Origin of the sequence: Nonomuraea gerenzanensis (assembly GCF_020215645.1) — a bacterium.
GTDB lineage: Bacteria > Actinomycetota > Actinomycetes > Streptosporangiales > Streptosporangiaceae > Nonomuraea > Nonomuraea gerenzanensis.
Genome location: NZ_CP084058.1, coordinates 494,455 through 506,192, shown reverse-complemented (window position 1 = coordinate 506,192; position 11,738 = coordinate 494,455). Strand labels below are relative to the sequence as shown.

The following is an 11,738-nucleotide window of genomic DNA, read 5'->3' as shown; positions in this document are numbered from 1 at the left end:
GTCGATCAGCCTCCAGCTAGATCTAGAGCGAGTTTGTGCAGGTAGAAGGCCTCCGCGTAGCGTGCGTGACACTCGATGCCGCGGATCCTGGCCAGCCCGAGGAACGCCTCCCTGTCGAACCAGGGGCGGTGCCGCTGGGACGGGTAGTGCTCCCAGAGCAGGGAGACCTTGCGCTCGGCCAGCGCGAGGTCGAGCGGCTGGTAGGCGTTGGGCCGGCCGAGGTCGCCGTCCCACTTGAGGATCTCGTAACCGAGCGTGAGGTGGTCGCGGAACGCGGTGGGCACCATCCGCGCCAGCCCCCGGTGGTCCTGGTGCGCGTCACCGGCCTGCGGCGCCAGGATCAGGTCCGGTTCGGTGCGCATCCGCAGCTCCTCGACCGCGTTCTTGGCCTCGTCCCAGTGGGCCGGCAGCCGGCCGTCGGGCACCTTGGCCACGGTCACCCGCAGGTCCGCGCCGGGGCAGAAGGCGGCCAGCGCGTTGCGCTCCTCCTCCTCGCGCACGGTCCCGCCCCCGGAGAGCACCAGCGCGTCGACCTGGAGGCCCGGGTGCGCGGTGCACATGACCAGGAGGGTGCCGCCGGCGCCGATGGCCAGGTCGTCGCAGTGGGCGGCGAGCAGGGCGACGCGGCTCAGGCCGCTGGGGAACAGGCGGTTCACACCCGCTCCCACAGGGCCCAGGGGCGCTCGCCGCGCGAGTAGGCCCGATCCAGCTCCATGCGCTGGTTGACGGTGTCGGTGGGCCGCCAGTAGCCCCGGTAGGGGTAGGCCATCAGGCGCCCGCGCTTGGCCAGCTCCTTGCAGCCGTCCACGAGCAGGTCGCCGTTCTCCGGGATGTGGTCGAAGATCTCCTGGCGTAGGACGAAATATCCCCCGTTCACCCACAGCGGCATCTCGGTGACGGCGGTGATCTGGCCGACCAGCCCGTCCTCGGCGATCTCCACGCAGTGGAAGGTGCCCGGCGGCGGCACGGCCATCAGCGCGCCGCCCGCGCCCGACTTCTCCAGCCGCTCGACGATCTCCGGCAGCGGCGCGTCGGTGAGCACGTCCGCGTAGTTGGCCAGGAACATCTCCTCGCCCTGGAGGTGGTCGCGCACCCGGCGCAGCCGCTCCCCGATCGAGGACTCGACGCCGGTGTGGATGAACGAGATCGACCAGTCGGAGATGTCGGCGGCCAGCAGCTCGACGTTGCCGCCGCGCAGCACGAAGTCGTTGGACGCGGTCTCCTCGTACCGGAGGAAGAAGTCCTTGATCTGCTCGGCCCCGTAGCCGAGGCAGAGGATGAACTCCTTGTGGCCGAAGTGCGCGTAGTAGCGCATGACGTGCCAGATCAGCGGTCTGGGGCCGACGAGCTGCATCGGCTTCGGCGCGTCGCCGCCGGCACCCGTACGCATGCGGGTGCCGTAACCCCCGCAGAACAGGACGACCTTCACACGACCTCCAGAGCGGGGATGGGGAAGACCAGCCGGCCGCCCCAGTCGCGGATGTAGGAGAGCTGGTCGATCAGCTCGTCGCGCAGGTTCCACGGCAGCACGAGCACGTAGTCCGGCTTGTCGGCGGCGATGCGCTCCGGCGCGAAGATCGGAATCCGCGCGCCGGGGGTGAACTTGCCGTGCTTGTACGGGTTGCGATCCACCGTGTACGGCAGCAGGTCGGGCCGGATGCCGCAGTGGTTGAGCAGCGTGTTGCCCTTGCCGGGAGCCCCGTACCCGACGACCGTGCTGCCCTCCTCGGCGGCGTTGATCAGGAAGCCCAGCAGGTCGCGCCGGACCTTGGCCACCCGCTCGGTGAAGTCGATGTAGCCGGAGATCTCGTGCAGCCCGGCCGCCTTCTCCATCGCCAGCACGTCGGAGACGCGCTGCGACGGGGTGCCCGACGGCGCGGCCCACAGGCGGATCGAGCCGCCGTGCGTCGTCAGCAGCTCCACGTCCACCAGCGTCAGCCCGCCGCTCGCCAGGGCCCGCTGGGCGGAGGCGACGGTGTAGTACTGGAAGTGCTCGTGGTAGATCGTGTCGTACTGGTTGAGCTGCATCAGCGTGAGCAGGTGCTGCACCTCCACCGAGACCAGCCCGTGGTCGGCGACCAGCGTGCGCAGCCCCTCGGTGAAGCCGATGACGTCGGGGATGTGCGCGTAGACGTTGTTGGCCACCACGTAGTCGGCCCTGCCGTGCTCGGCCACGACCGCCTGGGCGCTCTCGGGCGTCAGGAACGCCGTCACCGTGGGCACGCCGCGCTCCCTGGCGGCCTGGCCGACGTTCACCGACGGCTCGATGCCCAGGCAGCGCACCCCGCGCTCCACCACGTGCCGCAGCAGGTAGCCGTCGTTGCTGGCCACCTCCACCACGAACGAGTCCGGCCGCAGGTCCAGCTCGGCCACGAAGGCGCGGGCGTGCTCCACCCAGGAGGCCGAGTAGGAGGAGAAGTAGGCGTAGTCCGTGAAAGTCTCCTCGGGGGTGATCAGCGGCGGGATCTGCGCGAGCCAGCACGACGTGCACACGCGCAGGTGCAGCGGGTAGGTCACCTCGGGCTCGTCGAGTTGCCCGGCCGTGAGGATCCGCTCGCAGGGCGGCGTCGCCCCCAGGTCCACCACGCCGGTGAGATCGTCCGAGCCACATAACCGGCAAGTCATCATTCGCACGCTCCAAGAGATTGATATTTCGCGAGGGCCGGTGATCTCGTTACTGTCAGCCCATGGATCCCCTCGGCATCGATGGCGTCTGGCGCCACACGCCGCCCGTCCACTCCGATCCCCGCGGCTCGTTCTACGAGGCCTTCCGCGCCGCCGACCTGCCCGGGCGGCGCTTCGACCTGGCGCAGGTGAACTGCTCGGTCTCGGCCCGCGGCGTGCTGCGCGGCGTGCACTTCGCCGACGTGCCCCCCGGCCAGGCCAAGTACGTGATGTGCCTGTCCGGCAGCGTCATGGACGTCGTGGTGGACCTGCGCGTCGGCTCGCCCACCTTCGGCCGGTGGGAGAGCGTGACACTCGACGACGTGAGCAGGAGCGCCGTCCTGGTCGCCGAGGGGCTCGGGCACGGGTTCATGGCGCTCAGCGAGCGCGCCACGGTGATGTACCTGTGCTCCGAGCCGTACACACCGGCGCGCGAGCACGGGGTGCACCCGCTCGACCCGGCGCTCGGAATCGACTGGGCGTCCGGCGTCGAGCCCGTCCTGTCGGAGAAGGACGCCAAGGCGCCCACCCTCGACGAGGCGCTCAGGGCCGGGCTGCTGCCCGACTACCGGGTGTGCCGGGAGTTCTACGCGACACTGCACTGACGGCTCCTCGTCAGGACGGGCCAGGCCGCGTGCAGCGCCGTGCGCCAGTGCCGGATCGGCTCCCATCGGGTGTGCGCCAGCACGCTGTCGGCCGGCCGCCGGGCCGGGCGCGGGAAGGCCGAGGTCGGCACCGGGCGCACCCGCTCCGGGTCCTCGCCCAGCAGTGTGAGGATCTCCCTGGCGAACCCGCACCAGGTCGTCCGGCCCGCGCTCGTGCCGTGGTAGACGCCCGGCGGCAGGTCCGACTGGGCCAGCCTGACCAGGTAGTCCGCCAGGTCGGCGGTCCAGGTCGGCTGGCCGTGCTGGTCGTCCACCACGTCCAGGGTGGGCCGCTCCCCCGCCAGCCTGATCATGGTGGTGGCGAAGTTCGCGCCGTGCGCGCCGTACAGCCAGGCGGTGCGCACCACGTAGTGGCCGTGCTCCAGCACCGCCCGCTCGCCCGCCAGCTTGGTCCTGCCGTAGGCGTTCACCGGCCCGGTCGGCGCGTCCTCGGTGCGGGGCGGGCCCGGCGTCCCGTCGAAGACGTAGTCGGTGGACACGTGCACGAGCCGCGCCCCGACCCGGTCGCACGCCTCGGCCAGCCAGCGCGCCGCGTGCCCGTTGACCGCCAGCGCCTCGGCCTCGTGCGTCTCGGCGTCGTCCACCGCGGTCCAGGCCGCGCAGTTCAGCACGGCCCTGGGCCGGTAGGCGGCGACGAAGTCGTGCACCGCCCGCCTGTCGCGCACGTCCAGCTCGGTCCGGCCGAGCGCGAGGACCGGCTCGCCCGTCAGCGCGGTCCTGTCGAGGACGTCGGCGGCCAGCATGCCGCCCGCCCCCGTGATGAGCCACCTCATGCGGCCTCCCGGCCTAAGTGGGGGGTCATGGGATCAACGGCTCCACCAGTCGCGGTGCGTGGCGTACCACCGGACGGTGTCCTTCAGCCCCTGCTCGAACGGGATCTCGGGGCGGTAGCCCAGCGCCCGCAGCTTGGAGTCGTCCAGCGAGTACCTGCGGTCGTGGCCCTTGCGGTCGGCGACGTAGGCGACCATGTCCCAGTCCCGGCCGCAGGCTTCGAGCAGGCGCGCGGTGAGCTCCTTGTTGGTCAGCTCGGCCGTGCCCGCGATGTGGTAGACCTCCCCCGGCTCGCCCTTCTCGGCGACCAGGCGGATGCCCGCGCAGTGGTCCTCGACGTGGATCCAGTCCCGCACGTTGCCGCCGTCGCCGTACAGCGGCACCTTCCTGCCGCGCAGCAGGTTCGTGATGAACAGCGGGATGATCTTCTCGGGGTACTGCCGGGGCCCGTAGTTGTTGCCGCAGCGGGTGATCGAGACGTTCAGCCCGTAGGTGACCGCGTACGCGCGGGCGATCAGGTCGCCGCTCGCCTTCGAGGCCGCGTACGGCGAGCGCGGCCGCACCGGCGCCGACTCGTCCCAGGAGCCGATGTCGATCGACCCGTACACCTCGTCGGTCGAGACCTGCACCACCTTCGGCACCCCGGCCTCCAGGCACGCCTGCAGCAGCGTCTGCGTGCCCAGCGCGTTGGTGCGCATGAACTCGGCGGCGCCCTCGATCGACCGGTCCACGTGGGACTCGGCGGCGAAGTTGACCACGAGGTCGTGGCCGGGCACGAGCCGCGCGAGCAGCTCGGCGTCGCAGATGTCCCCGTGCACGAACTCGTGCCGCACCCCGTCGAGGTTGGCGCGGTTGCCGGCGTAGGTCAGCTTGTCCAGCACCGTGACGTACTCGTCGTGCAGGCTGCGGACGAAGTGGGAGCCGATGAATCCCGCGCCACCGGTGACCAGAATTCTTGTCATGAACTGATCTGTACCTTGCTGTGATCGCCCAGTACGAGACGGTGGGCTTTGGGCGTGTTGGGCGCCGGGGTGACCTCGACGTCGTGGCCGATCAGCGACGACTCGATGCGGCCCACCCCGGCGATGGAGGCACGGGGCAGCACGATCGAGTACTCGATCTCGCTGCCGGTGACGGCGCAGGACGCGCCGATGGAGGTGTACGGGCCGACGTAGCTGTCCTGGATGCGGGCGCCGGCGCCGATGATCGCCGGGCCGACCACGCGCGAGCGCTCGACCACCGCGCCCGGCTCGATCGCCACGCGGCCGATCAGCTCGCTGGCCGCGTCCACCCGCCCCTCGGTCCTGGGCTCGACCGACTCCAGCACGAGCCGGTTGACCTCCAGCATGTCGGTGACGTTGCCGGTGTCCTTCCAGTAGCCGGAGATCACCGAGGACTCGACGCGCTGCCCCGACTCGATCAGCCACTGGATGGCGTCGGTGATCTCCAGCTCGCCGCGCCACGACGGTTTCAGCTCCGCCACCGCCGCGTGCACGGCCGGGCTGAACAGGTAGACGCCGACCAGCGCCAGATCGCTCTTGGGCCGCTCGGGCTTCTCCTCCAGGCCGACCACGCGGCCCTCGGCGTCCAGCTCCGCCACCCCGAACTGGCGCGGGTCGCCGACCTTCGTCAGCATGATCTGGGCGGCGGGCCGATCCCTGGCGAACCGGTCGACCAGGCCGTTGATGCCGCCCACGACGAAGTTGTCGCCCAGGTACATGACGAAGTCGTCGTCGCCCAGGTAGTCGCGGGCGATCAGCACGCCGTGGGCCAGCCCGAGCGGGGCCTCCTGCCGCAGGTACGTCACCTGCAGCCCGAACGCCGAGCCGTCGCCCACGGCCGCCTCGATCTCCGCGTGCGTGTCCCCGACCACCAGGCCGAGCTCCTCGATCCCCGCCGCCGCGATCGCCTCCAGCCCGTAGAACAGGACCGGCTTGTTGGCGACGGGGACCAGTTGCTTGGCCGAGGTGTGCGTGATGGGGCGCAGCCGGGTGCCCGACCCCCCGGCGAGCACGAGTGCTTTCACCGCTAGTAAGCCCCTTCTCCACGGGTGACGACGGACCAGGTCTTCCACAGGATCTGCAGGTCGAGGATGAGCGACCAGTTCTCCACGTAGCGCAGGTCGAGGCGTACGGACTCCTCCCAGCTCAGGTCGGAGCGCCCGCTGACCTGCCACAGGCCGGTCATGCCCGGCTTGACCACGAGGCGGCGGCGGACGTCGGTGCCGTACTCGGCGACCTCCTGCGGCAGCGGCGGGCGCGGGCCCACGAGGGACATCTCGCCGCGCAGGACGTTCAGCAGTTGGGGGAGCTCGTCGAGCGAGTATTTCCGCAGGAAAGCGCCTACCCTGGTGATCCTTGGATCGTTCCTAATCTTGAAGAGCACTCCGTCGAACTCGTTCGCTTCGAGCAGTGCGCCCTTGAGTCGTTCCGCATCGGCCACCATGGTCCGAAATTTCACCAGACGGAACTCAGTGCCGCCTTTGCCGACTCTGGTCTGGTAGAAGAACGCCGGTCCCGGGCTCGTCAGCCGGATCAGCAGCGCGAGGCCCAGCAGCGGCAGCGCCAGGCCCAGCAGCGCGATCCCCGCCACCAGCCGGTCGAAGACGGTCTTCACGAACTGCCGCATCCCGCCGAACTCCGGATGCTCCACGTGCAGCAGCGGCATGCCCGCGACCGGCCTGATGCTGATCCGGGGCCCTGCCACGTCGAGGAGCGCGGGCGCCACGAACAGGTCCGTCCGCGCGGTCTCCAGGCTCCACGCCAGCCGGCGCAGCGCGGCGCCGTCCAGCTCGGGGCAGGCCAGCACGGCCACGGCGTCCGCCTGCTCGCGCTCGGCCACGGTGGCCACGTCGGCGAACGTGCCCAGCACCGGGATGCCGTCGAGGTCCACCTCGATGCTGTCATCGGGCAGGCAGGCTCCCACCACCCGCATTCCGTGGTACGGCTGGCGCCTGAACTGCATCACGAGGTCGAGAATCGACTCCCGGTGCCCGACGGCGATCACCTGCCGCATGTACTCGCCCACCGCTCGGCGTCTGTGCAGCCGTTTGCGCATGCGGTAGCGGTAGTAGAGCGTCGTCACCAGAGCCAGCGGCAACATCGCCATCACGAAGCTGCGCGCGATGACGGCCTGCGTGGCGTAGGCCATGATGGCGACGGCCGCCATCAACCCGATGCCGCCGTTGAAGACGGCCTTGAACTCCTCCGTTCCCTCGCCGTTGGCGCGCTGGCGGTACGCGCCCCCCATCCACAGCGCGATGGGCCAGGCGATCACCAGGCCGAACCCCAGCAGGAACTCGACCAGCGGAATGTACGCGCCGGCGATCAGCCGGATGCCCAGCACGCAGACGCATGCGAGCAGCGCGCACACCGTGTCCCCGGATAACAGGAGCCGTAAGTACGCACGCGTCCAGATGCTCGACGCGCGGCGCGGCACGGCCTCGAGGAGCACGACAGCGGACTCCCCAATCCCCACCCTCATAGCACCACCCTGACAACTCTGTGCACCGCGATAACTGGACGTTCCTTGAACCACATGGGTTGACAAGTCCCACGCACAATCAAGGGCGGCGGCCCCCACTAAAGAGTAAAGATCAATTCCGGCATGAGGAATACCGGCAAATGTCCACAATCGGACGATTGTCAGACCCCCCGGGGGCTTGACGGAACGGTCCACAAGTGGCAGCAGTTGACGAGGGAAATGTGAGATTTACTGCGGTATTTCGGCAGGTTGCCGAAATATGAAGCGCCCTAGTCGTACTCGAGATCCGGCAGCGCCGACGGCGGGTCGGGGCTGCGCCAGACCACCACGACGCCGTCGTGCGCGGAGTCGGCGGCCACGGTCAGCCGGTCGAGGTCGAAGTCCGGCAGATAACGCAGGCGGGCCAGAAACGTGGCGTCCGTGGCCGAACGCGGCACCACGCAGCCCTCACCGTCGCGATCTAGCAGGATATAGAGGACGTCTTCCCCGGACTCGGTGACGACACGGACCTCCACCACGTCCTCCCAGGCGAGGGCCTCGACGCTACCGTCCGCATAGTGACGAGTGACGCCCTCTTCCGTGACATACACGTAGGAGTCCGGCATCGGATTGCCGTGCATGGGCGCGATTCTTGCGAGTTACGGGGCAGTCCCGCAAGGGTTCGCACTCAAAGGTGCCGATGGACTCGCGTCGCGCCGCCCCAGGAGTGACCGAGATGCGCGGCGACCGCCGCCCGCGCGGCCTCCTCCGGGCCGTTCGCGATCGCGTCGAGCAGGTCGCGGTGCTCGGCCACCAGCACGTCCCTGTCCTGGTAGACCTCGCGCAGCCGCACCAGGCCGAGCCGCGTCTCCGCGGCCAGCACGCCGTAGAGCCGCTCCAGCCGCGGGCTGCCGACGGCCTCGATGAGCGCCTGGTGCAGCGCCATGTGCTCGGCCACGGTCTCCGACCAGGGCGCCTCGCCGGGCAACGCGGCCATCCGGCGCAGCGCCGCCTCCGCCTCCGGCACCGTGCGGCCGATCACGGCCCTGGCCATGAGGTCCTCCAGGGGGCGGCGGACGTACATGAGATCTTCGAGGTCCGAAAGCGTCACTTCCGGGACATAGGCACTGCGATTGCGCTCCCGCCTGAGCAGCCCCTCGTGCACCAGGCTCGCCAGCGCCTCCCGCACGGTCGGCCTGGCGACGCCGTAGGAGGCGGCGATCTCCTGCTCGGGCAGCGCGGTGCCGGGCGGGATCTCGCCGGACAGCACCCTGCTGCGCAGGGCGTCGGCGAGCGCGCCGACGGTGGAGACGGGTCTGAGCGGCAACGTCACGGCTGCGACTCTAGCTCCCTTTCCGGCGTACGCTCCCTTCGCTGCGCCCTTTCCGGTACGGCCACCGCCGCCAGGCTCAGCCCCAGCAGCACGAGCCCGGCGATCGAGACCGGGGCCAGCCGCTCGCCCAGCACCACCAGGCCGAGCAGCGCCGCGACGGCCGGCTCGGCCAGCGACAGGGTGGCGGCCGTGGCCACGGGGGTGGTGCGCAGGCCCCGGCCGTACAGGAAGTAGGACAGGGCCGTGGTGCCGAGCCCGAGGTAGAGCACGGCGAGCAGGGCCCGCGGCTCGCCGATCCAGCCGACGCCGCTGACGGCGAGCACCGGCACCATGATCAGCGCGGCGCCGCCGAACATCACGCCCATCACCGCGTTCGACCGACCGCCCTGGCCGATCGCCCGGGCCGCCATGACGGCGTAGAAGGCGTACAGCAGGCCGCCCAGCAGCGCCAGCGCGATCCCGGACACCACCTGCGTGCCCGCGTCCGTCCCGCCGCCCGCGATCAGCGCCGCGCACCCGCAGATGGCCGCCGCGGTGGCCGCGCTCCACCGCCTCGTCGGCCTGCGCCCGTGCAGCACCCACGACAGCAGCCCGGTGAAGACCGGCCCGCTGCCGATCGCGACCACCGTGCCGATGGCCACCCCCGTGCGGCTGACGGCCGCGAAGAAGCAGAGCTGGTACGCCGCCACCGCCACGGCCCCGAACAGCAGCCCGGGCTTGACGGCTGCACGCAGGTCGCGCCCGGCCAGCAACGCCAGCGCCGCGCCGCCGATCACCAGCCGGGCGGCGGCCAGCGCCACGGAGTCGGCGGACATCAGCAACCCGGCCGTGCCCGCGGTGCCCCAGAGCACGGAGGCACCCACGACGGCGAGCGGTCCATTCCTCATGGACCTCATTGTCAGACAACCAGACACCGTCTGTCTAGTTGTCAGACAATTCTTCCAGCAGTTGCTCGATCAGTTGCCGCGCCGGTGCCGCCACCTCCCCCACGTAGTCGCCGAAGGCGGCCAGCCCTTCCTCGATGCCGGACACGCTCTTGCGGGGCAGCTCCAGCAGCGTCTCGGCCTCCACCTGGATCCCGCCCTCGACCTGGAAGGCCCTGCCGGACACGGCGATGGACACCTCGAACCTGAGCTCCCGGCCGTCGGGCAGCATGACCGCGGCGCCGACGCGGGCACCCGCAGGGGGAAAGAAATAGGAGAACTGCTCGCTTCTCACGAACGGATGGCGTAACTCGGCGAGAATCTCCGACGCCCGGCTCAGAGCCTCCAACAGCCCGGCCGCGGCCAGACTCTCGCTGTCCACCCGCCACAGCGTAGTTCAGCTTGAGCGGAAGACGCCAGGTGACCGGCCCTCCCGATCACCTTTGCTCAGTCGGTGGCCAGCCGCGCGTGCCGCTCGACGTCGTACCGGACGCCCGCGTGGCTGAGCTTGCCCCGCTCGATGCCCTCCGGCAGGAAGCCGGCCTTCATGGCCACCCGGCACGACGCCGGGTTGTTCGTCCGGTGCCCCAGCTCCAGCCGGTAGAGCCCGCGCTCGTCGAACGCCCACCGCGCCACCAGCTCGGTGGCCGCCACCGCGACCCCCCTCCCCCTCGCCTCGGGCACCACCCAGTAGGACACCCAGCCGTTGCCGTGGGAGTCGAGCCTGGTCACCGCCACGTTTCCGACGACCTGGTCGTCCTGGAGCACGGCGAAGGCGTGCCCGACCCCCTCCCAGGAGGCGATCCACCCCGAGGCGTCCTTGAGCGTGACGACGGGCCAGGGTGCCTGGTGACGCAGGTCGGGGGCCTGGAAGGCACGCAGCACGGCGGACGCGTCGTCCTCGCGCCACGCACGCAGCCGGACGTTCAGGAGGGGCACATGTCGGAGATTACCCGGATTGCACCTTCTTCCCGATCGGGTGGGTGGCCTCGAAGTCGTCCACGAGCTGCTTGGGCGCGGTCAGGCACCACGCCTCGGCCATCAGCTCGAACAGCTCCTCCTCGTCGATCCTGTCGAGGTGCACCACCACCCAGCCGAACCGCCCGGCCGTGAACTGCACCTCGAACACCTCGGGCCGCTCGCTGACCAGCGCGATCTGCTCCTCGATCGTGGCCTTCAGGCCGACGGTCTCGGTGGCCTCCCACAGATAGCCGAACCCCTTGTCGTGCACCTTGAGGCCGACCCACTCGCCGCCGTGACTCATCCGCACGTCGGGCAGCTCGTCCAGCAGCTTCAGGAACTCATCGACGGTGACACCCATGCCGCCTGTGTACCAGAAGCTACCGACACTTCCGAGCGTCTTGAGCTGGGGCCGGTGATGCGCAAGGCCGTCGGGGCCGGGCTCACTCGTAGTAGCGGACCTCGATCACGTTCCCGTCCGGGTCGGGGAAGAACATGGTCTCGGGCGCGATGCCCTGGGCGCCGAACGAGTTCGTGCCGCCGCCGGTGATCTCCACGCCGTGCTGCTTGAGCCGTACCTGCAGCGCGTCGAAGTCCTCCTTGCCGACCGACAGGCAGAAGTGGTTGATCGGGTGCCCGGCGCTGCCCTTCACCCCGGTGCCCTCGTCCACGCCGCGCATCGCCTCGTACGACATCAGGTCGAGGATGGTCTCCGGCGAGATCCGCACACTGGGGAACGGCGCCTCACCGTCACGGAACTCCGCCGCCCGGACCCCTGGCAGGCCGACGACCTGCTCGTAGAAGTCCACGGACGCGCGGGGGTCGGAGACCCAGACGACGAGATGGTCAAGGCGTGCGTGCATACAACACCTCCACTTTCTCTCCAGCATCTGATGACCCGATCCCCGTTGTCCACCTCATGCCTCATCGCCCGGCGAATGGCCACCTGGCGGAAAGGGA

General features: G+C 70.2%; 15 protein-coding genes. 1 reads left to right on the top strand and 14 read right to left on the bottom strand.

What is annotated here, in order from left to right:
* Positions 1–5: 5 nt before the first annotated feature.
* Genes LCN96_RS02560 through LCN96_RS02550 form a run of 3 tightly spaced genes read right to left on the bottom strand, consistent with a single transcriptional unit; the run spans position 6 to position 2,628 of the window.
* Entirely contained in the window at positions 6–656 is a 651-nt protein-coding gene (locus tag LCN96_RS02560; protein ID WP_225270977.1) for a PIG-L deacetylase family protein, read from the bottom strand.
* Positions 653–1,429, bottom strand: a complete 777-nt coding sequence (locus LCN96_RS02555) for a glycosyltransferase family protein (RefSeq protein ID WP_225270976.1) — start codon at positions 1,427–1,429, stop codon at positions 653–655. The genes LCN96_RS02560 and LCN96_RS02555 overlap by 4 nt, the downstream gene beginning before the upstream one ends.
* Positions 1,426–2,628, bottom strand: a complete 1,203-nt coding sequence (locus LCN96_RS02550; RefSeq protein WP_225275905.1) for a class I SAM-dependent methyltransferase — start codon at positions 2,626–2,628, stop codon at positions 1,426–1,428. The genes LCN96_RS02555 and LCN96_RS02550 overlap by 4 nt, the downstream gene beginning before the upstream one ends.
* A gap of 59 nt (positions 2,629–2,687) precedes the next feature.
* Between LCN96_RS02550 and LCN96_RS02545 the strand changes: the two genes are divergently transcribed.
* The gene (locus LCN96_RS02545) at positions 2,688–3,269 is read left to right on the top strand and encodes a dTDP-4-dehydrorhamnose 3,5-epimerase family protein (RefSeq protein WP_225270975.1); all 582 of its coding nucleotides are present in this window, start codon (positions 2,688–2,690) and stop codon (positions 3,267–3,269) included.
* Here the strand turns inward: LCN96_RS02545 and rfbD are convergent.
* The 11 genes from rfbD to LCN96_RS02490 all read right to left on the bottom strand — a co-directional run bounded on the left by rfbD (position 3,251) and on the right by LCN96_RS02490 (position 11,641).
* Positions 3,251–4,102, bottom strand: coding sequence for a dTDP-4-dehydrorhamnose reductase (rfbD, locus tag LCN96_RS02540; RefSeq protein ID WP_225270974.1), 852 nt, complete (start codon positions 4,100–4,102; stop codon positions 3,251–3,253). The two genes, LCN96_RS02545 and rfbD, sit on opposite strands and share 19 nt — an antisense overlap.
* Positions 4,103–4,135: 33 nt before the next feature.
* A complete protein-coding gene (gene rfbB, locus LCN96_RS02535; RefSeq protein WP_225270973.1) occupies positions 4,136–5,062 on the bottom strand; it encodes a dTDP-glucose 4,6-dehydratase in 927 nt (308 codons plus the stop codon).
* Positions 5,059–6,126: a glucose-1-phosphate thymidylyltransferase gene (locus LCN96_RS02530; protein WP_225270972.1), complete on the bottom strand. Its 1,068-nt coding sequence runs from the start codon at positions 6,124–6,126 to the stop codon at positions 5,059–5,061. The genes rfbB and LCN96_RS02530 overlap by 4 nt, the downstream gene beginning before the upstream one ends.
* 2 nt (positions 6,127–6,128) lie before the next feature.
* Positions 6,129–7,583 (bottom strand): sugar transferase, encoded by a 1,455-nt coding sequence (locus tag LCN96_RS02525; RefSeq protein WP_225270971.1) that lies wholly within the window; start codon positions 7,581–7,583, stop codon positions 6,129–6,131.
* Positions 7,584–7,852: 269 nt separating this feature from the next.
* Entirely contained in the window at positions 7,853–8,203 is a 351-nt protein-coding gene (locus LCN96_RS02520; RefSeq protein ID WP_225270970.1) for a hypothetical protein, read from the bottom strand.
* 47 nt (positions 8,204–8,250) lie between these two features.
* Positions 8,251–8,895 (bottom strand): GntR family transcriptional regulator, encoded by a 645-nt coding sequence (locus LCN96_RS02515; RefSeq protein WP_225270969.1) that lies wholly within the window; start codon positions 8,893–8,895, stop codon positions 8,251–8,253.
* The gene (locus LCN96_RS02510) at positions 8,892–9,782 is read right to left on the bottom strand and encodes a DMT family transporter (RefSeq protein WP_225270968.1); all 891 of its coding nucleotides are present in this window, start codon (positions 9,780–9,782) and stop codon (positions 8,892–8,894) included. The genes LCN96_RS02515 and LCN96_RS02510 overlap by 4 nt, the downstream gene beginning before the upstream one ends.
* Positions 9,783–9,816: 34 nt before the next feature.
* On the bottom strand, positions 9,817–10,200 hold the full coding sequence (locus tag LCN96_RS02505; protein WP_225270967.1) for a hypothetical protein: 384 nt from the start codon (positions 10,198–10,200) through the stop codon (positions 9,817–9,819).
* Positions 10,201–10,265: 65 nt separating this feature from the next.
* On the bottom strand, positions 10,266–10,757 hold the full coding sequence (locus tag LCN96_RS02500) for a GNAT family N-acetyltransferase (protein ID WP_225270966.1): 492 nt from the start codon (positions 10,755–10,757) through the stop codon (positions 10,266–10,268).
* A 10-nt stretch (positions 10,758–10,767) separates the two neighbouring features.
* Positions 10,768–11,082 (bottom strand): MmcQ/YjbR family DNA-binding protein, encoded by a 315-nt coding sequence (locus LCN96_RS02495; protein ID WP_404823979.1) that lies wholly within the window; start codon positions 11,080–11,082, stop codon positions 10,768–10,770.
* 139 nt (positions 11,083–11,221) lie between these two features.
* Positions 11,222–11,641, bottom strand: coding sequence for a VOC family protein (locus LCN96_RS02490; protein WP_225270964.1), 420 nt, complete (start codon positions 11,639–11,641; stop codon positions 11,222–11,224).
* Positions 11,642–11,738 lie beyond the last annotated feature (97 nt).